Raw genomic sequence first — 22073 nt, forward strand, 5'->3', positions numbered from 1 at the left:
TCAAAAAATTCAAAAATTTCTTATCAACAATATCCTTTAATAGTTAAGCCAACTCCCTTAAATCCACTGGCACCACTCTAGAAACGCCTGCTTCGATCATGGTAATGCCATAGATAATATCTGTGCTGGCCATGGTGCGCTTGTTATGGGTCACGATGATAAACTGGGACTCTCCACTAAAGCGCTGGATAATCTGGTTGAACTTATCAATGTTGGCATCATCCAATGGGGCATCCACCTCATCAAAAATACAGAATGGGGCTGGTTTCAATAGATAGATGGAGAAGAGTAGGGAAGTGGCAGTCAATGTCTTTTCCCCACCGGAAAGTTGGTTGATCGTCAATGGGCGCTTGCCCTTCGGCTTGGCCATGATCTCAATGGCAGATTCCAAAGGGTTATCTGGGTCTACTAACGTCAAGTCACAATCATCCTGCTCAGTAAAGAGGGAACGGAACACCTTGATAAAGTTCTCCTTGATCTTGCCAAAGGCATCTAAGAAGGTTTCCTTGGCTACCTGATCTATTTCCTTGATGGTATTCAAAAGCGATTCCTTGGCCTTGATCAGATCTTCCTTTTGAGTGGTAATAAAGTCATGTCGAATCTTAATCTCATCATAGGCTTCCATAGCCATTGGGTTGATCGGTCCAATTTTCTCCAATTTCTCTTTTTGCTTGCGTACCAGCTCTCGTAAATCATCCTCTTTGAAATCCAGAAACTCCTCGTCCAATTTGGGATTTTCCTCCATCAGCTGATCCAGGTCCAAATCAAATTCCACAGAAAGACGTTCTTTCATCCCGCTCATTTTGAGCTTGATTTCATTGATCGAATTTTGAAGCTCATGCAGGTGTTCATCATGCATCTCCTTGCTCTTTTGCAGACTTCGGATTTTTTGATCAGTTTCATCGATCAGCCCTCGATGGGCATAATAATCTTTTTCGGCTTCCTGAACGCCTTGTTCTATCCCTTCTTTTTCAGAATACAATTCAATCAACTCATCGTCTTTGACTTCGTTGTTTTGAAGTAAACCTTTGATTTCAGAATCCAAAGAACTCAATTCCGCCTGTGATTTTTCTATTCGTTCCTTACTGCTTTCATAGGCATTCTGCTTGAATTCAATTTCCTGATCCAAGGAATTCACACGATTGAGTTGCTGGTGATAGAGAATGTTCTCCTGATTGAATGCCTGGGATTTCTCAGTCAATCGAGCGGACTGTTCTTCTAGGTTTTCATTTAGGATTTCCAAGTCTTCATGAGCAGATTCATATTCAGCTTTTTCCTCGAATAATTGAGGTTGAATCTCGGTCAAACTTTCTTCCAAGCTGGCAATACGGTCTAAAATATCCTCGCGCTTATTCGCATTAGAGCTGAGTAGTTCTGCCAGTTGTTCTTTTTTGGTGCGAACGGAAACGTAATTCTGGTTGATCTCATTGATCTGTTGCTGACTTTCTTCCAAGACCTTTTTGTAGCTGACTTCTTTCAGCTTCATCAGATCCGAAAGCTTTTGATCCAAATTATTACGGGTAGCAGAAACCTTTTTGTTTAGATCCTTAATTTCCTTGTCCAGTTTTTCCAGATTTTTGGCTCTACCGATTCTCTTTCCTTCAAATAAGCCAACGGATCCTCCGGAAAGGCTGAATTTACGTTTCGTGAACTTTCCATTTTCAGAGATAAAAACTGAATCATTATCCTGAGGAAAATCCTTGTAATCTCCTTCCACAATGTAGACATTGTCCAAAATGAAGTTGATCAACCGACTGTATTTGACATCAAATTCAATGATCTCAGTCGCAGCAATAGCATTGGAGAATAGCTTGGTTTGACTTGGCTTAAAACGTTCAAAATGCTCCAAGACAAAGAAATTGGCCTTTCCTCTGGCGGCATCACTTAATAAGTGAATGGCAGCGATGGCTTGGGCTTCGGTTTCCACTACATAGTAGTTCATATAGCCCTCCAGGTAATTCTCAATAGTCACCCGGTATTTCTCATCCGTGGTCAATAAATCGGAGAGGAGCGGGGTGTCCTTACCCCATGAGTTGTTTTTCTTCAGGAATTTGATTGCCTCCGGAAAACCTTCCAAATTCTCCACCAAAGACTTGGTGAGGTTGTATTCGTTTTGTTTGGAGTCCAGCTTTCTGGAAGAAGTGGTCAATTCCTCCCGGATCATTTCGATGACCTTATTAGTGTCTTCTATCTTTTGATCCAGGTCTTCCTGCTTGGCTTTCTTACTTTCGTATTCCTGGGTAGCAGCGTCCAGTTCACCTTTCAGGGAAATCAATTTCTCCTCAAAGTCTACCAAGTTGGCTTCCTGGGAAGAATCATCAGAGGAAGTTCGTTCCAGTTCCTGTTTTAAGGTGGATAGTTGAATCTGCTTGATTTCCAGTTCCTTGGTGAGTTGGTATACTCGCTCCTTTAGACGCTCAAACGTGGCGTTTAAGGTTTTTTGTTTCGTTTGATGCTCGGTATGGACTCGCTTTTGGTTCTCGTAGGCTTCTCGAAGTTCTCCCACAATCAATTCCTTTTCTGCCAGCATTTTGGCTGCAGACTCCTGTTCGTGTTTCAGGGAACGAATGGAAAAACCTGCCCGATCATTGGATTTTCGATCTACTTCGATTTGTTCCCGAAGTTTTTGCGATCGATCCTCTAAAAAGCGGAGACGCTCATTTTTGATCTTTTTCTCCGATTCAAAAGTTCGGATTTTGTTGACATGATCATTCAAGGTTTTCTGACGGGAAGCCAGTAATTTTTCCTTGTTGATCAAATCCGATTTTAATTGATTCAACAGTGCTTCTTGATCCGCAATTTGAGTTTGCAACTGAAGCTTTTTGTCGCTTTCCTGCTCGATGTCCTTGGTGGTGGAAAGGAGGGAATTGGTGTATTTTTCAATACTTTTTTTGGCCAGATTGATACTGGCTGTTTTATAATCTTTTTTGATCTCAAAGTACTTAGCGGCTTGTTTTGCCTGCTTTTCCAAGCTCTTTAAGTTCTTTTCAATTTCATATAAAAGGTCTTCTACGCGATCCAGATCTCCATCGGTATCATCCAGTTTTCGCAAGGTTTCTTTTTTACGGTTTTTGAATTTGGAGATCCCTGCTGCCTCTTCGAAAAGATCCCTTCTGGAGTTGTTTTTGTCATTCAACAACTCGTCAATCATCTTGAGTTCGATGATGGCGTAGGAGTTGGAATTGATCCCTGTATCCATAAACAGGTTGGTGATATCCTTCAGGCGGCAGGTCACGCCGTTGATTTGGTATTCACTTTCCCCGGAGCGGTAGTAACGACGGGTAATCGTCACATGGGTATATTCGGTAGGAAGGAGGTTTTTGGTATTTTCAAAAGTGAGTGAAACTTCGGCCAAGTTAGAAGGCTTTCTGTTTTTGGTGCCATTGAAAATAACATTTTCCATCTTGTCAGAGCGGAGCATTCGGGTTTTTTGTTCACCCAACACCCAACGGATGGCATCGACCACATTGGACTTTCCACAGCCATTTGGTCCTACTACGCCAGTGATTCCTTTATCAAAATGAATCACCATTTTATCCCCAAAACTCTTAAATCCCTTGATCTCCAGCTTACTGAGCAGCATCCTTTTTTATTAATCTGAAATAAGGAACAAAATAAGATCATTTGGCAGATTGTCCAAGGATTTGAGGAATCTTGAAGGATGTTTTTATTGCAGTAGGTGGGTTCGATGAACAGTAGGCAGTCTCAGGTGACAGTGGTCAGTTCCAGTTGGTGGTGAGAAGTTAGAAATCGTAATTTTTTTCATCATTGCCTGCCAAGAGTCAGGCAAGCGAGGGAGGCACGACCGAAGCAATCTCGACGTATGAAACATCCTTGGAATAAATACATGGTGTTTATCAGGAAATCTCATTGTAAGATACCGGGATTGCCACGCTCCTTCGTCGCTCGCAATGACGGTGCGTGGCCAATTATATCAATAAAAAGAATTCGACTGAAATTAAAACGTCATTGCTACTAAATCATACATCAAAATCATATATCCTAAATCAATCCGTCTTTGTCCTCCAGCGAGATCTTATCAATCCCATAGGCTTTGTTGCGCTGAAGGGAAAAGGTTTTTGATCTTTTAAACCATGGGTTCCGCTAATCGCTTCGCCCATGTAGGCCCCGTTGGGGTCCTCTCGCAATCAACGGTAGTCTGCCTTTGGTAGGCAAGCTGTGAATTAAAACATATTTCCTACAAAATCCCCCTTGCCCCCTTTGTATTTTGAATCTGCTTCCATTTTTGATCCTTCTTCAAGGGGGAGTTGTTCGGCATTTCAAAAATTGACCAGTAGATCTGTTTCAGCTTTATGGTTTAAGCCTTCTGCTTTTACTCACCACTGCGACTGCTCACTGCGACTGAATACTGACCACTGGTTCAGTTTCAGCTTTCTAATTGAAGCTTTCTGCTTTTACTGACCACTGGCTACTGAACACTATGATCCCTTTCAGCCTTCTGATTTTCATGTTGCTTCGGCCTCCCTTAGATTGAAAAGCTGACAACTGCTTACTCTCAAAAAGTACCATCGGCACGAAACCTAAATCATACATCAAAAATCATAAATCCTAAATCAATCCGTCTTCGTCCTCCAGCGAGATCTTATCAATCCCATAGGCTTTGTTGCGCTGAAGGGAAAAGGTTTTTTGATCTATTATACCATGGGATCCGCTAATCGCTTCATCCATGGCTAATAAGCTTAGACCCCGCTGGGGTCCTCTCGCAATCAACGGTAGTCTGCCTTTGGTAGGCAAGCTGTGAATGAAAACATATTTCCTACAAAATCCCCCTTGCCCCCTTTGTATTTTGAATCTGCTTCCATTTTTGATCCTTCTTCAAGGGGGAGTTGTTCGGTGTTTCAAAAATTGACCTGTAGATCTGTTTCAGCTTTATGGTTTAAGCCTTCTGCTTTTACTGACTACTGCGACTGCTCACTGCGACTGAATACTGACCACTGGTTCAGTTTCAACCTTCTGATTTCCTAAGTCACTGCCTGCTAAAAACTGTCAACTCCAAAAAATATATTATCTTCCCTTATGGATTTAGGAAACATCATCTATCTCGTTGCGGTCATAATATATTTTATCTACCAGATCAGCAAAAACAAAAAATCAGGAGAGCCAACGGAGGAACAAGGAACATCTAAGGAAAGTCCCAAAGCTCCAACGACTTTTGAGGAATTGATGCGAGAAATCCGGGAAGCGCAAAACCCAAATCGTCCAAAACCTGCTCCTCAACCGAAAGCCCAACAAGTGGAAGTTGAGGAAATCAAGCCAGAACCTGTTAAAAAGAAATGGTATGAAGAGGCTGATGATGAGATTTCCTATTACGATGGTGCTTATGAAAAAGCAAAAACTGCAGCAGAGAAGGCAATTCCAATTTCCCAATTAGAGTTTTCAGAAATTGGAAAGCAAGCTTATAAATTACCAGAACGAAAAGTAAATCGATATGCTCAACTGATGAAAGACCCGCAGTCTGTAAAAGATGCAGTGGTCCTTTCAGAGATTTTAAATAGAAAGCATTTTTAAGATTTTACCAATCAATGGATTGGGATGATAATAAGATTGAGATCCTAAAGGTTGACTTTAAGCTTATTGATCCAATCTTTAATTTTTTTTTATTTCCAACGATCCAAAAAACATCTTGCTATCGTAAGTGTTTATATCTAAACAAAATCAGAAAACTATGGATCAATTATCAACCAATCAATCTGGTAAACTTACCAAATCAAGAAGAGAATTTATTGAGAAGTCTGGCTTGACAGCTGCCCTTACTATGTTTGGGATCGGGTTTTTTACCTCCTGCTCAAATTCTGACGATATGGAGCCAACAGGGAACACAGGTACTCCAACGAACCCGGGTACTGGAAGTGGAACTGGGATATCGGTGTCTGGTAATAAGATTACAGTTGATTTAACTATTCAAAAGGACTTGAATGCCGATGGAGGTTGGCTATTGATTACCAATGGGAAAACGTTGGTTTCTAAAGTGGGGAATGAGTTTTTCGCTCTTACTTCTGTTTGTACTCATTCAGGCTGTGATACCAATTGGAGTTTTACCAACTCTATCTACAATTGTGCTTGCCATGGATCCAAGTTTGATACACAAGGAAATGTGATTTCAGGTCCCGCTACTCAACCTTTAAAAGTTTATGAGACGGCAGTTTCCGGTAATATATTGACCATTACCAAGTAAACTACGGGGTATTAAATTGAAATTTTCTGATCCATAGATTTCCGATTTCCTCTTCAGATTCTAACTGATAGTTTTTTATTTTCAGCCAACTTTCCAGAAGATCCACATCAGCTTGCTCTTTAGGGTAAGCATGTTTGTAATACCCATAAATCAAGACCTCGATTTCCTTTGGAAGTTTCTTGTTCAGCTCCTGTAAAGACTCTATTGGAAAGAGCCGCTCTTGACTTACTTTATTTTCTGGCAACAAAATTTCACGGGAAAAATAGATAAAGTTATTTGTAATTATAATTCTCTCTTCATCAGCACCTTGTGTTAATTCATTTAGAGTGTTAGTTAAGTTTTGGTATTGTTTTAATTGTTTTTGATAATAAATTGAAAATAAAGCAGGTAAGGCCAAGACTATTCCCAATAGCGCAAATTGGAACGATCTTTTTTTAATCCATATCACAGGTATCAACGCAACTAAAAACAGCACTTGTTTAGCATCTTCCTGAATGGCAGAAATAATAATCCCTAAGCCAATCAAACTGATCAACGTAATTTTCCATTTTTTAGAGTTTTGCCAAGAATTCCAACCCAAAGTAATGAGACAGGCAAGGATAGGAATAAGGATGATCAGATGCCTCGGATTGAGATAAATAGGGTTATAAAATTCCAGCGTTGAACTCATCAGCCAGAACCCCAAGAGAAGACAAAGAAAAGCAAGTGCAAACTCAAGTTCAACAGATATTCGGAACTTCAATCCTTGATAGATGCCTGGAATCGCAAATATCAACCAAGGCCAATAAGCACGTTCTACAAAAGTAATAATCGGGGTAATGGTTAAGCGCTCTACAATTGCCCCTATACCTTTATCGGCATAGGTGTATTCAGAAATATAATGTCCCGCATTGATAGATGTAATTCTATAGAAGGGATCTCCAAATTGAATCCAAAAATAAGTGAGGTAAAGGCTAGCCAAAACTAGTCCGGAAGCAACCAAACTGATATAGAAAGAGGAAGGAAGGAATTTGTTTTTTAGATCGAAGAGGAATAAAAGGATCACAAAAGGAGCCAAGAAAATAATGGTTTCTTTCGTCAAAAATCCTACAAAAAGAGCTAGAACAAGAATTAATCCTGCTAGGACAGGTTGTTGTTTCCTATAGATAGCCGCAACTGGTATGATCGTGACCCACAGTACCAAAGAAGAATCAGGGTACACTTTTGTGATAAAGTGCATGAAATAAACTTGCGTACAAAACCAAATTGTGAGGAGCCAAGTCCAGGTTTTATCAGGTAAAACCTTGTATAAAATGAAAAGAGTGATCAGGTAGCTAAGCAGAGAATAACCAGAGATGATATGGGGATCCAGTCCAAAGAAGTATCTCAACAACCCAGCAGGGATATATGCTCCCCATCGACTGGAAAAATGGTAAGAATTGACCTCCATAGTTCCTTCCCAAAAGCTTTTGCCTGCTAAGATGTAGTAGACATCATCGCTGAAGGTAATCCCATCAAATCCTACCCACCAAAATCCAATCAAGAACAACAACCCCACAATTAGCGGTAGGTTTTGTTGTCGATTAGTAAGTAAGGTGACTGTTCTCATGGAGGGCTAAAAATAGGGAATTTTGTATACCAAAGCTCCTAGGTATTGAAGTATTGGAATTTATCCTTTTATAGACTGTTTGATAGATAGAGATTTAAAATTCAATAATTATAGTGGTCTGCTAGTTTTTAATTTTTGGGCAGAATTAACTCCCTCTTAGCAAGGGGGAGTTAGTTAAGAATTCCAAAATCAATTTTAGGAAATATTTAAATGTTTAACTTATAAGACTTTATGTCTAAAGACCTTGAATAGAATTCAAAATACTTTTTTAAAATTCGGATTTAGTAAACTCTTTGAATGAATCCTTTCTTATTGTTTGTGTAGGAACGACTCCCCCTTAGCAAGGGGGCTAGGGGGATTGTTTTCTTTCGACAATAACCGTCAAAAACTTTTTCACTTAGCGTGCTTTCTTTAGCTTTAAATCTAATTCTTGGAACAATGGCTCAAGCGGGAAAAATAGAACAACAAAAAATCTTACGAGTATTTAAACTCATCAACCTCCTTCAAGGGAATATTGGGAAACCAGTTCACCGACTAGCAGAGTTACTGGAGACGGATGAACGCACCATCTATCGATATTTTAAATTGTTGGAAGCATTGGGCTTTGAGGTTGTCAAAGAGTTCAGCAAATATAAAATCCAACAAAGACCAGGCATTGATCAAACTCTAAACTACGGCACCTTCTCCCAAGAGGAGAGTCAATGGCTGAAATCCATGATAGAAAGTCAAGGGAAAGGAAACTTGTTACATGATTCAATCCTACAAAAACTTCAAGTGCGGTCTGAAGTAAAAAAAGGATCCGAACAGCTATTTAAAGCGAATTTGGGACGTTTTGTAGATGAATTGGGTAAAGGGATACAACGTAAAACACAGGTATGGCTCAAGGACTATTATTCCTTAAGTAGCGATACGACCAGTGATCGATTGGTGGAGCCAGTTGCTTTTTCTTCTACCTATGAAAGCATCCATGCCTTTGAGCCGGAAAGTAAAACCATGAAGGTGTTTAAAATCGAACGAATAGGAGAAGTGGTGATATCTACCATGCCCTGGAAATTCGAAAGCAAACATCAGGTACCAGGCGCACAATTATTTGGTTTTTCTGGGAAAAGTAGGTTTAAGGTCAAATTGAAACTCTCCAAAAAGGCCTATCAGTTAATGATGGAGGAACATCCAAATGCTAGACCTTTTATGGATGTAAAGAATAGGAATCAATATTACTTTGAAGGTGAAGTGCCCCAGTTGCCTGGTTTAGCAAGATTTATATTGGGATTACCCGGTGAAATTAAAGTAGAAGAAGGAGAGGAGTTGAAGGCTTATTTAAAGGAGCAATTGGAGCGAGCTCCCTATTAAATAATACCTCAAAAACCATTTTCCCCCGCAAGGTCAAGCAATATTCCAGCTACATTGGGAGGTTGGATGGGAAAACTACAATGAGGGAACAGCTTTGAGAGTTTATTAATAGGCTAAAAGGCAATTGAATAGTCAAGCAGAGTGGAGTAAAAAACTCAAAGTCCTCGAATCCGCTTGGACTGACAAAAAGAATAGATATTATATCGCCGAAGGCCTATTTCAGCAACCGAATGAAGCTGTATTTCGCTCAGGTTATTTAAAAAACAAAAGCCCTGAATCATCACAATTGATTCAGGGCTTTTTTCAATATCTAAGTCTTAAAGTGACTTTGTAATCTTATTTATTTTCTTACTCAAATTAGAAATTGCTTTTGCATAACGTCTATCCCATTCTTCTAATTTTTCTGTCCGGTTGATGGCTACTTCATATTGGATACCTGGCAAGATCCAAGAAGCATAACCTGAGAAAGGATCATTACATACATATAAGGATTTGTACCATTCTCCATAGTACATCCCTTTCGGGTCAATCCAGCTTTTTTCTAAGCCAATCAACTTTTCATTGATTTTCTTCAACTTTTTATCAGAAACAGATCCTTTGGCCAATGCAGCATTCAAGGCTTTTTGATAAGATGTAGAACTTACTTCAAGTTGTGCCAAAGCGGCATTTGCCTGATCAAATTCTTGAAAATCTGGAGCGATGGTTTGCACATTTTTCACAGCATTTTCGAAATGCCCTTTAAGATCCTGTGCATATCGAGGTACATCATAAGGAATCACATCTCCATTGGCTAGTCTTAAAGCTACCAGACCAAATACCTGAGCAACAGTACCCCCCATTTTAAAGCTAGGATCCACGAATTTGCTGTAGTAGTGGAAATTATCATAGTTGGAATGGTAGGGAGTCATTCCTCCAGTTCCACCACCTAGACTTGGTACGCCCACATGCATGTAAAAGGCAATATGGTCAGAACCACCACCCAAATTACCCATTCTAGGCTCTTTATTTTTTCCTGCCCAAACTTCATAAACTGTTTTGGAAGAATCTGGATAAGCTACATCTTTCGCTGCATCCATGATGATTTTCTTTAAGGTAGGAGCAGCGGAGGCACCAAAGTTTCTTCCATTCACTCCACCGTCAAAATTCATATAGGCTACTGCATTTGCCTTTAGCTCATCTCTCATATGTTCCACCCATTCGGTAGAACCAATCACTCCTTGCTCTTCTGCATCCCAATGACCGATCATAATGGATCTTTCTGGAGCTTTTCCTTCTTTCACCAATTTGCCTATGGCCTCAGCTAAGGTAAGTAGCATAGCAGTACCTGAATTCGGATCAGTAGCTCCAAAGCTCCAAGCATCAAAATGGGCACCTAAGATGATCCATTCATCAGGATATTTAGAACCTTTGAATGTTCCCACCACATTATTCGCTCGGATAAAATCAACTGGTTGATCCACCATTACACGAACTTTCAAATCAGAACCACCTTCGATCTTATAATCAAAAGGTAAACCACCCTGCCAAGCTTCAGGAACAGCCTGACCTTTCATTCTGGACAAGATTTCTTTGGCAGCACCATATCCTATAGGTGTTACTGGGATGGTATGAAAATCAACCTCTTTTGGATCTAATCTTTTTACTTTTTTATCGCCGTCTAAAGGCAAGGCTGGCTCATTGGGAGTCAATGGATCTCCAGTCCAGTCCAAGGTCAACATGGATCCTCTTTGGATGGTAGTTTCATTGTAATAAGGACCATCTGGATAAACCTCTCCTCTTACAAAACCATTGTCTTTAGGATCAGTGTAGACCACTAGCCCAATAGCTCCGGCTTCTTCTGCATATTTGGCTTTATATCCCCGGAAGTTGCCCCCGTATCTAGCGATCACCACTTTTCCTGTCAAGTCAACACCCATTTCTTTGAGCTTCGCAAAGTCTTCTCTTGTACCATAGTTGACATACACCACTTCGGCTGTAACATCACCGGAACCAGAGAACGCGTTGAAACCTAAGTACAATCTCTTATCTGCTGAAAAAGGATCTTCATCTAAAATAGCTTCCTGTTGAGAAAGTGTCATTTTCACAGGAGATACAATTTCCAAATGAGATTCTCCCGGGTGATTGGGAAGGTATACATCATAAGGATACAATTTCGTATCCATACCTGCTTCAGTCATTACCTTGGCCATGTACTGCTGAACCAGTTCGTTTTCTGGTGTCCCTGCAATGTGCGGATTTTTAGTAATTTCTTTTAAGTGTACTTTGAAACTGCTAAAATCCACAGCATCCAGGTACTCTTTTTCAATGGCCTTTTGCTTCTCCAAATGACTTTGAAAAAAACCATCTTGGGCTTGAGCTGAAAGCGCCAAAGCCAAGCTTCCTAAAACCAAGGATTTCTTGGGGTTGAATTTAAATTTACTCATTGGTTAAAAGTTCTGAGACGGAAATAACCCCGTCAGATTTTTGGTTGATAATTCGTTTAGTTCTTAAATATCGATTGAGTTCGTACTCATCGAAATTGGGGCTATTTGGGTCAAAACTTGAGATTCTTACTCTACCTCTGGAGTGGATAAATTCATTGTTTCCAATCCACATACCTACATGGACCACTCGCTCTTTTTTATCTTCAGAGGCTTTCTCTCCAAAGAAAAGGAGGTCACCTACTTCTAAATTTTCCCAGTTTTTATCGGTATCTACTTCTTCTCCTTCATGAACTTGTTGAGAAGCATCTCTTGGAATTACCTGTCCGTTGAGGTAATAAATGGTTTTGGTAAATCCGCTACAGTCTACTCCTTTGATGGAAGTACCTCCCCATAAATAGGGCACGCCCAGCATTTGCTTGGCTGTAGAGATCAATTGGTCCGGATTGGTACTTCTAGTAGCCAACCAATCTTCCAGCAACAGACTTTCTTTAGACGGAATATAACCAATTCTACCATCCGGTAAGCTAACTTCCAGGTAATTATGATTTTCTCCTTCCAAGTTCAAAATATCTCCAGCTACTACATCCGAAACCATTTCCTCTTGTGCAGGACTGGTCCAAACATGGCCAGTTAATTTGGTATAAACTACTTTCGGTTGAACATGCCATTCTTCCAACTCTTCAGGACTCATCAATTGAATTCCGGCCCGATCCACCCATGATAAGTAGCCATCTGGAGTTTGAACCAAAAACCATCCTTCTGACTCTTTCAATACATTCAAAGGGGTGCCCATTAATGCTTGGGTAGCCAATTCTGCTGAATGCTTTGGGTTACTTCTGATATTGGCAACTGAAATGGTCACCAATGCTTTGGTATTATTTCCTAAAGCTTCTTCTGGTAATTGTTTGACTGCATTTACATATTTAATTTCCTGCTTGTTTAATTCAGCAAGAAAGTTTCCCAAACCTTCTATTTGATCCGTTTCACCTTTCAAAGAATCATTTTCAAATTGAATGTCCCAGAGTGCAACTCTTTTGTCCGGAGCTAATTCTGAGCGGTAAGTTTCAATTAAATTCTGTACTTCTTTGTCATGATTTTCTTGACAGGCAAAAGCAAGGGAGAGTAGGGGAATTAGTAAAGAATAATTTTTCTTCATGTGGGAATATAAAGCAAAAAAAAACTACAAGAAACCCCAACCTGACAGTTGGGGCTTAATGTAGTTTTATTGGAAACAATAGATCTTAATTAGCCTTTAGTCCAGGAGAACGATCCAAAAACTCTTGGTACAACCTGATATGTCTATTGGACAATGGAATTTTATATCCATTGATGAATACATGCATAATTTGGGCTTTCGTCTCAAATGGATCCTCGGTAGAAACGATCAAGTTGGCTACTTTACCAGCTTCCACAGAACCATACATATCTGATAAACCAAAGATTTCAGCTGGATTAATGGTTACTGCTTTCCAAGCTTCCTCTTTACCCATTCCATAAGCAGCAGCAAATGCAGCATGGAAAGGAAGATTTCTTACGTTTTCTTCTTCGTTGGTTCTAATTGCTACTTTCACACCAGCCTTCGCCATTTTGCCTGGATTGGTATATGCAGCATCATAACGATCCGACTGACGGGTAGGAAGTTCCTGTACAGGGCCTGCCAAAACTGGAATCCCTGCCTCGGCAATTTCACCCGCAACTCTCCATCCTTCAGCTACACCTGAGAAGATGAATTTTGCATCTTTACCTTCAATCCACTTCAACGCATTTTGGATGTCACCAGCAGCATTAACTTCGATCATCATCGGTAATTCACCAGAAATTACTTTTGCCATCTGGTCCATTTCTGGATAGTATTCTAAAGTAGCGCCTGCACTTTTAAGCTGATGATAGGTTTGGGCTTTTTCCCAAACCTCATTTGCTTCTTTTAGTGCTTTTTCATTATCCTTTTTGATGTCCTCATCAGATCTTCTATCAAATCTTCCTCTTCTAGCAGAAGAAGGGAAGTTCATCACTACAGCTTTGAAACCAGCATACATTTGATCCGGAGTATATCCTACTAAATTGATCAATGCAGCGGTACCAGGAAACAGACCCCCAGATGGGATGGTCAGGGTGGTAGTAACACCAGAAACTCGGGTAACCGGGATGGCTTCAGAATTAGGGTTGACTGCCGTCAAGGCCTGCATATTAGGAGATACATTCCCGACTTCAGAATAATCATTGGTTTCTGCTACTGAGCTTACTTCCACCAAACCAAGTCTGGTGCCACTGTCAATCATACCTGGATAGATAAACATTCCAGTACAATCGATCACTTCAGCTCCATCTGCGGAGATATTTGTGCCCACCTGGGCAATTTTTCCATCTTCTACCAATACCGAAGTATTGGACAATGTGCCTTTGGTGATGGTCACCACGGTTGCATTCTGCAACAAGAACTTTCCTGAGCGAGGTTTTACAAATTCCCCATCAATTTGAGCCATTGCCATTAGTGGCAAGAAGGCCATCAGGAAGGCGAAAAAGGCTTTAGTCATTCTTTTCATGTCTTCTATTGATTTTGGAGAATTAATAATTGGTGTTAAATAAAGTTTTAGAAATGTCAGAGAAATACAATTCGGTTCCCTGCATACACTGATGATCTTCTTCAATCATAAAGATGGGCTCTACCATTTCAGTAGGACTTACTCTAAGGCGTTGATCGTCTTCATCTGTTTCGATATCAAAGTATTTTACTCCATCTACGTAGGTTTGTTGAGGTTTTGCATATACTGATAAAGGATGGCCTTCAAAAATGACCAAATCAGCCTGCTTACCTACTTCAATGGAACCTACTTTATCAGCTATTCCCAATTGTCTCGCAGGGTTGATGGTGATCATTGAAAGCGCTTGCTCATCAGTCATTCCTCCATAACGTTGGGTTTTTGCTGCCTCATGGTATAGGTGACGGATTAATTCAGCTGAATCAGAGTTAATGGAGGTAATGGCTCCATTCTCAGTTAAGATAGCCGCGTTGAAAGCAGTAGAATAATACACTTCAAACTTGTAAGCCCACCAATCTGCAAATACAGAAGCTCCCATGGTGTATTCTGCAATTTCAGGAGCTACTTTAAAGCCTTCATTGGTATGCTGGAAAACCAGTTTGTCAATGCCAAAATCTCTAGCCACGTTAATCAACATGTAGATTTCATCAGCTCGGTAGGAGTGACAGTGAATGATGATTTTTCCTTCCAAAATATCTACCAAAGTCTGAAGACGCTCATCGTATTCTGGAGCTACCTCTGTATTTCCTTTTTGAGAGGAGGCTTGATTGTAATCTTCCCAAGCTTTCTTGTATTGAAGTGCTTCGTTAAATCCATTTCTTAGAATGGCTTCCACACCCATTCTTGTTCTTGGCTGGGTTCCTTTTCCTCTACCATGGACTCTGGTTGGGTTTTCACCTAAAGCAAATTTGATGGTTCTTGGAGCATCTTGCATGATGATATCAGCAGGATCTTCAGATCCCCAACGATGCTTTAAAGTAACATTTTGTCCACCCACCACATTGGCGGAACCATGCATTGCGTGGGAGATGGTTACACCACCTGCCAAAGCTCTGTAAATTCCTACTTCAAATGGGTTGACTACGTCTCTCATTCTTACCTCTGCCACAATAGGAGCAGTGGCTTCATTGACTACATCTAATGCTACGTGAGAGTGTGCGTCAATGATACCTGGCATCAGGTATTTTCCAGTGGCATCCACTGTCTCCACTCCGGAAGGAGCAGAAAGGTTTTGACCAACTTGCTTGATGATTCCGTCTTGAACCAAAACATCGGAATTTTCTAGAGTTCCTTCAGTTACGGTCAATACGGTTGCATTTTTTATCAGAACGCTACCTTTTTTGGTTTGAGCTGAAGCATAAGTAATACTCAGTCCCAACAAAGCAGCAAGAAAATAATTGAATTTTTTCATGTCTTTACTTGATTGCGATTAAGGTTGGGTTAAGTGTTGCTTTAAAGGGGAATGAACCGAATTGAGCTACCGACATGGTACCATCGTAACTTTCTCCTTCTACTTCTCCAGATACGTTAATGGTAATATCATTTCCTCCCGCATCAATATTGAAAGAGAATGTCAAGTTCTTTCCATTGACATTAATATCTTCTAAATCAGTATTTATTTTACCAGCTCCGGCAGGGTTGTCCAAGGAGATGGAACCTGAATAATTGGAGCCATCCTGTACAATTTCAAAAGTGCCTCCAGAGCTTCCAGCTGGTGATTCAGTTTCATAATTCCAGTTGCCAGCTACTTTAGCAGCACCTTCAGAATCTTCGTTGCCAGCTTTTTTCTTAGGTTTGGTATCAAACTCAAAAATATATCCATCAACCACCACATGTTTGATTTGGCTGTCCTTGGCAAATAGTTGATCAGTGGTAATCACCAAGTTGGCCATTTTACCTTTTTCTATGGTGCCTGCCACTCTGCTCATTCCCAATACACTTGCTGCATTGGTGGTTAATGCTGCAAGAGCACCTTCCTCACTTAGTCCATGCTCAATCATAGAGCTAAGAACCTTCATCACCTCACCAGACTTGGTGCCTTTGGTAGTGAATGCAAATGGCACTCCTGCTTTTTCTAATAATCCAGCCTGTTTGATCGCATTGTCATAAGCTTCCTGGACTCTGGAATATTGAGCTTTGGTAGCCTCATCTACTTCCTCTTTTTGAGCTTTGATCGCTTTATCATCAGGAATTTCCAAACTGATTAATACAGGTACGTTTGCTGCTTTAATCACATCGATCACATTGGCATAATCATTTAAGCCAGTTAAAATCAATTGGAAGCCCAATTCCTTCTGTAAGCTAATAGCTCTTCTAACTTCCAATTCAGACGGGGCAGTATACATCACTGGGATTTGTCCATTGATTACTTCCATCATCGCTTGGTAGGTAGGATTGAATTCAGGCCTCACTACCCCAGAAGTCGTCTGGTATTGATTGCTTCTTCCTTGCGTTAATTTCGTGTTTTGATAGATGTCTCTGAATTTGGCCATAACACCTACAGCAGTGCCTGGATACATTCCTCTTGCCCCTCTAAAACTAGAAACCAAGGCAGTATTCGTTTTCAATACATTGGTAGAGTATTCAGATCCAAAAACTACCACAGCAGCTTTTCCAGCTATCATTCCACCATCAGGTAAAATTTGAGCGATCGTAAAACCAGCTTTTCTGAAGTCTTCTACACTTTTGTCGTCAGCAGCATACTGATCCACAGCAGATCTCCATGGAGTTATACCAGCAATTTCATCAGGAGGGTTGGCCGAGACAAAATCTTTGGGTCTTTCTGGATCCTTAGGTGCAGTGATTCCTGCGTCACTTCCTCCATCTATAAATCCAGGGTAAATGAATAGTGAATCTCCCGCGATAACCTGTGCTTCTGATGGTAAGTTCAAGTTGGATCCTACTCCTTGAATAACTCCGTCCTTAATCAGAACCGTAGCTTTCGTTCCAGATGCGCCAGGTGCTGTGATTACTGTTGCGTTTGTAATTGCATAGGTGCTGGTGACGGGTTTTTTACCAGTAGGATCACTTTGTGCATAAAGAGAGTTGGTAGAAAACCATCCAGCGACCAATAAACCTAGAACACCCGCTTTAAGTAGTGTTTTTTTCATATTGATTGATGGTTAAACATATCTAGCAAGCTAACAAAAGGCTTCACAGAATCCTTTGTTAATTATTTTTTATGGCTATTTTTTTGATTAATGGCTATTCGAGGCGTTTGAAATACTATTTATTAAACTCCAAATACAATTGCAGTTTGAAAAAAATATTTGAATGGTGAATCCTTATTGTAATTAGTTTGAGAATATTATCTTTAACCACCAGTTCACCCTGATTATTATGAAAAAAATCCTGATTATTGAGGATGATTTATTGATTTCTAGCTTAGTGGAGTTTAGGTTGAAAAAAGATGGGTATATCACTCATCTTGTTCAAGACGGTAATGAGGGTACCAAAGCTATTGAGAGTTTTGATCCCGATTTAATCATTACCGATGTAATGATGCCTTTTAAAAGTGGTATTGAAATCATTCACTACGCTAGAAAAAATAAACCAGACACTCCCATCATTGTATTAAGTTCATTAGGGGAAGAGGAAAAGATTGTATTGGAAGCATTTAATCTCGGTGTTGCCGATTTTATTCCCAAGCCATTTAATCCCAATGAATTAGCAATTCGGGTAAAACGTATTATCAGGTAATATATGGGAAAACGGTCTACGCTAGTTTATTTTATTGTAGTATTATTTACGATTAATCTTGGAGAATCTTTCGCCCAAGACAGTTTGCCCTATAGGGATTCTACTAGCTTTTTTAAATTTTTAGAGCAGCAAGAGGAAATTCCTGCCTTGGTATACAGGTTTAAATTGGAACTGAAGGAAGGGTCGGAAGCCTTATTAGCAGATTCGACTTTCCAATTCAGTCAACTGGATAATTCTACATGGATATCCAAAACCTATCCTAATTTTTCATCTTGGTATGCTGCAGGGGCAGAATACCTTGCGTCTGACCCACCCTTACTTCAACCGGAATTTTTGGTATATGAAGAAGTTTCGGATTACCAAGCTACGCTAGATTATGTAAGTAACCTTTTGAGGAATCAAGATATTTTTATTCCTGAATCCAGTCTTGAAGTAGGTGATGAATTAGTGATGCTGGCCAATTTGGTTCCTTATGAGCCCATGGTAAAATATAGGTTTCATTTTTTCTCTGATTACAAATTGGTGATCGTGGTCAGTTTAATTGTATTCTTTTTAATTATGGCCATCGGAATGATCCTATTCATGGTGGTAATCAAAACCAGACATTCCAAAATCGAAGCCTTAAAAGAAAAATATGAAGCTCAAATCATCGGCCCTTTGTCCGAAGTGCTTTTTGAGAAGTCGGAAGAGGAGATTAATTTAATGACAGATGCTGATATCTATGCAATTTTTCCAGAAAAGGATTTTAAGAAAAAACTGTTTAAAGAAGTATTGATTGATAAAATCATCTCTTTAAATAAAAAGATGAAAGGGGATTTTAAGGATAAGCTAAAATCACTGTATAAAAAATTTAAACTGGATACCATCTCTTACAATAATCTTAAAAGTAAACGGTGGGATGTGGTGACTAGAGGATTGGTTGAAATTAATGAAATGGACGTGGTCGAAGCCTTACCAGTGGTGAGGGATTTGACCAATGCTTCCAATTTTTACATCCGATCTCAATCGATCGCAACGCTTTTAAATTTGTCAGAAAAGGTTGACCTCTCCACGATAAAAAAACAGTCCTACCCACTATCAAGATGGCAGCAAATGAATTATTTGCGGATAATCAAATACCTGCAAATTCAGAAATCCTTGAATATCGACACCCTTTTTTATGGTGAGAATCAAACGATTCGATTATTTGGATACAAGCTGGTAAGAATGCTTGGTAGGGTAGACTTGATAGGACAGTTAGCTGAAATTGCCCCAAATGTGGATGATGTGGAAAAAATAGAGATTTTAAAAACCTACAAAATCATAGGGATTCACACAGAGGCTACGTTTGTAAATCAATGTCTTAGGTCAGAAAATCCTGAACTCGTCGTAGCCGCAGCAAAAGCTTCCGGGGTAATTGGGGATCAAGTGTCCGCCCATATATTAATTGAGTTATTGAATGATCAACCCAGTTTCCAATTAAAGATGTTATTCTTAGATAATCTGATGAAGTTGGATCAAACCATGTATCAGGAATATATCTCCAAATCAAATGACTTGGAATTGAATCAAATACATGCTCACCTTATAGACCCTCTTTTACAGCATGTATAGTTTCCTATTTTATTTTCTGTTAGAAGTACTTGGGATTTTTTTCCTAGTAGTCAGTTTTTCGGTAATCATTATATACCTGACTACCATGTTTTTGAGTGCCTTAGAGTTAAGAGATCATTTACGAAGAAATCGATTTGCTGATTATCAGGACATCATTACTTCCCCCATAGCTCCAGGAGTTTCCATTGTGGCACCTGCCTTTAATGAAGGACAAAATATAGTTCAGAATGCTAAGAGTTTGATTTCCTTGCACTATGGTAAATTTGAAGTAATCATCATCAACGATGGTTCGAAAGACGATACCCTTCAAAAGTTGATTGATGCCTTTGAGTTGGTTAAAACCAATTATGCTTACAATTACCAAATTGAATGCAAACCAGTAAGAGGTGTTTATAAGTCAAGAAATGAATCCTTTAGCAAACTGTTGGTCATTGATAAGGAAAATGGAGGGAAGGCTGATGCATTAAATGCAGGGATTAACGTGGCTTCAATGGAAATCATCTCTTGTATTGATGTGGACTGTATTCTTTCCCATGAATCAATTACTAGGATGGTCAGACCTTTTATGGAGGAAACCAACAGAAAAGTAATTGCTGTAGGAGGAGCCATCGGTATTGCAAATAACTGTGACGTACAAGATGGGACCGTAACCAAATATCGGATTCCAAATACCCTGCTAGGAAGATTTCAGGTGATAGAATATTTCAGGGCATTTTTGATGGGAAGGATGGCATGGACAAGAATCAATGGACTTATGCTTATTTCCGGTGCTTTTGGATTTTTCAAAAAAGACTTGGTACTAGCCGTGGGTGGATATTTTCCTAAAACTGTTGGAGAAGATATGGAATTAGTGGTAAGAATACGTCGCTACATGGAAGAGCGGAAAATCCCATATAAAGTAGGGTTTGTTCCTGATCCGTTGTGTTGGACGGAAGTACCCGAAGATGAGTCTGTTTTGTCCCGACAGAGAAACCGATGGATTCGAGGTACTATCGAAACCTTACAACTTCATAAGGTGGTGAAACTTAACCCAAGGTATGGAGTATTAGGATTACTTTCTTATCCCTATTGGAGTGCATTTGAGAAATTCGCCCCCATTGTGGAGCTCTTGGGAGTTCTATACACCTTAACCTTGATCGTAATTGGGGATTTTAGTGCTTTTTATTTTATCGCACTGTTTTCCATGCTATATCTACTCTCCTTGTTGGTTTCCTCTTTTAGCATATTATATGAGCAAATTGCATTTCATAATTACAAGGATAAAAAAGACCTCAATAAATTAATATTCACAGTATTAATTGAACCATTTATCATTCATCCAAAGGTGGTTTTGTGGGGTTTGAGAGGCCATATTGACTTTATTAAAGGTAAAGGAGGGTGGGGCCAGATGATCCGGACCGGATTTAAGAAATCTGAAGACCGAAAGAATTTTGAACCAGAAACGAATGCCTAATCCATGAAAAAAAATGTATTCCTACTTCTTATTGCATTTTTAGGTTTCGGTTCTCTAATGGCACAGGATTCATTTGATCCTGATGAGTTACTGAAAGAAGCGAGAACGCTCATATTTGACAAGAAATATCAGGAGGGAAGAAAAATTGCATTTAGGGCTTTGGATAAATATCCAGATTATGCAGATATTTTGATTCTCGTGGGAAGAAGTTATGCCTGGGAGGGAAAGAATGATTCTGCATCTATTTACCTGGAACGTGCGATAATTGCGTCTCCTACTTATTCAGATGGGTATTCTGCCTATTTGGATAATTTGATGTGGGCAGGAGACTATGATCAAGCCGATGAAGTGCTTACTAAAGCAAAATCAAACTTCAATGAACAATTACCGGATGATTTGAGGTATAAAGAGTCTCGTTTGTATTATTTCAGAGAGTCTTATGATGAAGCCTATGCCATTGCAGAGGAGCTTTTTGAAAAGGACTATAATCAAGAAGGATTATTGGGTTATATGAATAACCTACAACGCCTAAGAAGAACCAATGCTGTCGGAGTCACTTATGATTACGATAACTTCAATGGTGCTATTTCCCCGTGGAATACCTTTTCATTTTATGGAAGAACAAGAACTAAGCTGACGGGGTCTTTAATTGCAAGGGTAACACAATCTTCAAGATTTGATTCTCAAGGAACCTTATACGAGTTGGATGCTTATCCCTCTTTGGGAGAAAAGGCTTATGCCTATATTAATATTGGAGGTTCTGGAGCAAGTTTCTTTCCTAAGTTCCGATTCGGAACTTCCATCTATTTCAATTTGAATAAAGCTTGGGAATTAGAAGGAGGGTATCGTTATCTTGGCTTCTCAGAAGCCACCCATATTATCACGGGATCACTGGGTAAATATGTAGGAAATTGGTGGTTGAATTTACGTGCCAACGTAATTCCTTATGACGGAAAAGTAAGTACATCAGCTAATTTTCAAGCCAGATACTATTTCAAAACTGCTGAAGACTTTTTCAGCATTCAATTGAGTTCTGGAGTATCACCAGATGAAGAGAATAGAGATCAAAGCCAATTATTAAATTCCTATCGTGCCAGACTGGGGTATCAGCAATTGATTAGCCCTCGTTTTTTGATCTCTGCTTTTACTGGATACAGCAAGGATGAGATCAGTTCGGATAACTTTCGAAATGACCTCAACTTCACCTTAGGTTTGGAATATAGATTTTAAG

At 39.7% G+C, this 22073-nt stretch carries 14 protein-coding genes; 7 read left to right on the plus strand and 7 right to left on the minus strand.

The genetic code is table 11. The features are described 5' to 3' along the window. Positions 1-43: 43 nt before the first annotated feature. Positions 44-3583 (minus strand): chromosome segregation protein SMC, encoded by a 3540-nt coding sequence (gene smc, locus JYB62_RS03805; protein ID WP_205644101.1) that lies wholly within the window; start codon positions 3581-3583, stop codon positions 44-46. Positions 3584-5037: 1454 nt separating this feature from the next. Here smc and JYB62_RS03810 point away from each other — a divergent pair. Both JYB62_RS03810 and JYB62_RS03815 read left to right on the plus strand, forming a co-directional pair. After that, positions 5038-5529: a hypothetical protein gene (locus JYB62_RS03810; RefSeq protein WP_205644102.1), complete on the plus strand. Its 492-nt coding sequence runs from the start codon at positions 5038-5040 to the stop codon at positions 5527-5529. A gap of 157 nt (positions 5530-5686) precedes the next feature. Further along, positions 5687-6196: a QcrA and Rieske domain-containing protein gene (locus JYB62_RS03815; RefSeq protein ID WP_205644103.1), complete on the plus strand. Its 510-nt coding sequence runs from the start codon at positions 5687-5689 to the stop codon at positions 6194-6196. A gap of 1 nt (position 6197) precedes the next feature. On the opposite strand, the gene JYB62_RS03820 is transcribed toward JYB62_RS03815, so the two are convergent. Beyond that, positions 6198-7784, minus strand: coding sequence for a hypothetical protein (locus JYB62_RS03820; RefSeq protein ID WP_205644104.1), 1587 nt, complete (start codon positions 7782-7784; stop codon positions 6198-6200). Between the two features lie 438 nt (positions 7785-8222). On the opposite strand from JYB62_RS03820, the gene JYB62_RS03825 reads away from it, so the two are divergent. Further along, positions 8223-9134, plus strand: coding sequence for a helix-turn-helix transcriptional regulator (locus tag JYB62_RS03825; protein WP_205644105.1), 912 nt, complete (start codon positions 8223-8225; stop codon positions 9132-9134). Between the two features lie 317 nt (positions 9135-9451). Here JYB62_RS03825 and JYB62_RS03830 read toward each other — a convergent pair whose 3' ends face one another. The 5 genes from JYB62_RS03830 to JYB62_RS03850 all read right to left on the minus strand — a co-directional run bounded on the left by JYB62_RS03830 (position 9452) and on the right by JYB62_RS03850 (position 17207). After that, complete coding sequence (locus JYB62_RS03830; RefSeq protein ID WP_205644106.1) at positions 9452-11557, minus strand: M28 family peptidase; 2106 nt, start codon at positions 11555-11557, stop codon at positions 9452-9454. Then, positions 11550-12713, minus strand: coding sequence for a C40 family peptidase (locus tag JYB62_RS03835; RefSeq protein ID WP_205644107.1), 1164 nt, complete (start codon positions 12711-12713; stop codon positions 11550-11552). The genes JYB62_RS03830 and JYB62_RS03835 overlap by 8 nt, the downstream gene beginning before the upstream one ends. An 85-nt stretch (positions 12714-12798) precedes the next feature. After that, a complete protein-coding gene (locus tag JYB62_RS03840) occupies positions 12799-14100 on the minus strand; it encodes an amidohydrolase family protein (RefSeq protein ID WP_205644108.1) in 1302 nt (433 codons plus the stop codon). Positions 14101-14122: 22 nt separating this feature from the next. Then, positions 14123-15508, minus strand: a complete 1386-nt coding sequence (locus tag JYB62_RS03845; RefSeq protein ID WP_205644109.1) for an amidohydrolase — start codon at positions 15506-15508, stop codon at positions 14123-14125. Positions 15509-15512: 4 nt separating this feature from the next. Further along, positions 15513-17207, minus strand: a complete 1695-nt coding sequence (locus tag JYB62_RS03850) for an amidohydrolase family protein (protein WP_243431434.1) — start codon at positions 17205-17207, stop codon at positions 15513-15515. Positions 17208-17436: 229 nt separating this feature from the next. Between JYB62_RS03850 and JYB62_RS03855 the strand changes: the two genes are divergently transcribed. The 4 genes from JYB62_RS03855 to JYB62_RS03870 are packed head-to-tail and all read left to right on the plus strand — an operon-like array spanning position 17437 to position 22072. Further along, positions 17437-17796, plus strand: coding sequence for a response regulator transcription factor (locus JYB62_RS03855; RefSeq protein ID WP_074224210.1), 360 nt, complete (start codon positions 17437-17439; stop codon positions 17794-17796). 3 nt (positions 17797-17799) lie between these two features. Next, entirely contained in the window at positions 17800-19389 is a 1590-nt protein-coding gene (locus JYB62_RS03860; protein ID WP_205644110.1) for a hypothetical protein, read from the plus strand. Continuing rightward, positions 19382-20842 (plus strand): glycosyltransferase family 2 protein, encoded by a 1461-nt coding sequence (locus JYB62_RS03865; RefSeq protein ID WP_205644111.1) that lies wholly within the window; start codon positions 19382-19384, stop codon positions 20840-20842. Before JYB62_RS03860 ends, JYB62_RS03865 begins: the two co-directional genes overlap by 8 nt. A 3-nt stretch (positions 20843-20845) precedes the next feature. Next, positions 20846-22072 carry a YaiO family outer membrane beta-barrel protein gene (locus tag JYB62_RS03870; protein WP_205644112.1) on the plus strand — a complete coding sequence of 409 codons (1227 nt, stop codon included), beginning with the start codon at positions 20846-20848 and terminating at the stop codon, positions 22070-22072. The last annotated feature ends 1 nt before the right edge of the window (position 22073 follow it).

This window comes from Algoriphagus lutimaris (assembly GCF_017051705.1).
GTDB lineage: Bacteria > Bacteroidota > Bacteroidia > Cytophagales > Cyclobacteriaceae > Algoriphagus > Algoriphagus lutimaris.

What these genes read in the sequence shown, in the direction of transcription:
- JYB62_RS03860 (WP_205644110.1), top strand. Translation starts at nt 17,800, where the DNA reads ATGGGAAAACGGTCTACGCTAGTTTATTTTATTGTAGTATTATTTACG.
- JYB62_RS03845 (WP_205644109.1), bottom strand. Translation starts at nt 15,508, where the DNA reads ATGAAAAAATTCAATTATTTTCTTGCTGCTTTGTTGGGACTGAGTATT.
- JYB62_RS03870 (WP_205644112.1), top strand. Translation starts at nt 20,846, where the DNA reads ATGAAAAAAAATGTATTCCTACTTCTTATTGCATTTTTAGGTTTCGGT.
- JYB62_RS03830 (WP_205644106.1), bottom strand. Translation starts at nt 11,557, where the DNA reads ATGAGTAAATTTAAATTCAACCCCAAGAAATCCTTGGTTTTAGGAAGC.
- JYB62_RS03815 (WP_205644103.1), top strand. Translation starts at nt 5,687, where the DNA reads ATGGATCAATTATCAACCAATCAATCTGGTAAACTTACCAAATCAAGA.
- JYB62_RS03855 (WP_074224210.1), top strand. Translation starts at nt 17,437, where the DNA reads ATGAAAAAAATCCTGATTATTGAGGATGATTTATTGATTTCTAGCTTA.
- JYB62_RS03865 (WP_205644111.1), top strand. Translation starts at nt 19,382, where the DNA reads ATGTATAGTTTCCTATTTTATTTTCTGTTAGAAGTACTTGGGATTTTT.
- JYB62_RS03825 (WP_205644105.1), top strand. Translation starts at nt 8,223, where the DNA reads ATGGCTCAAGCGGGAAAAATAGAACAACAAAAAATCTTACGAGTATTT.
- smc (WP_205644101.1), bottom strand. Translation starts at nt 3,583, where the DNA reads ATGCTGCTCAGTAAGCTGGAGATCAAGGGATTTAAGAGTTTTGGGGAT.
- JYB62_RS03850 (WP_243431434.1), bottom strand. Translation starts at nt 17,207, where the DNA reads ATGAAAAAAACACTACTTAAAGCGGGTGTTCTAGGTTTATTGGTCGCT.
- JYB62_RS03820 (WP_205644104.1), bottom strand. Translation starts at nt 7,784, where the DNA reads ATGAGAACAGTCACCTTACTTACTAATCGACAACAAAACCTACCGCTA.
- JYB62_RS03810 (WP_205644102.1), top strand. Translation starts at nt 5,038, where the DNA reads ATGGATTTAGGAAACATCATCTATCTCGTTGCGGTCATAATATATTTT.
- JYB62_RS03835 (WP_205644107.1), bottom strand. Translation starts at nt 12,713, where the DNA reads ATGAAGAAAAATTATTCTTTACTAATTCCCCTACTCTCCCTTGCTTTT.
- JYB62_RS03840 (WP_205644108.1), bottom strand. Translation starts at nt 14,100, where the DNA reads ATGAAAAGAATGACTAAAGCCTTTTTCGCCTTCCTGATGGCCTTCTTG.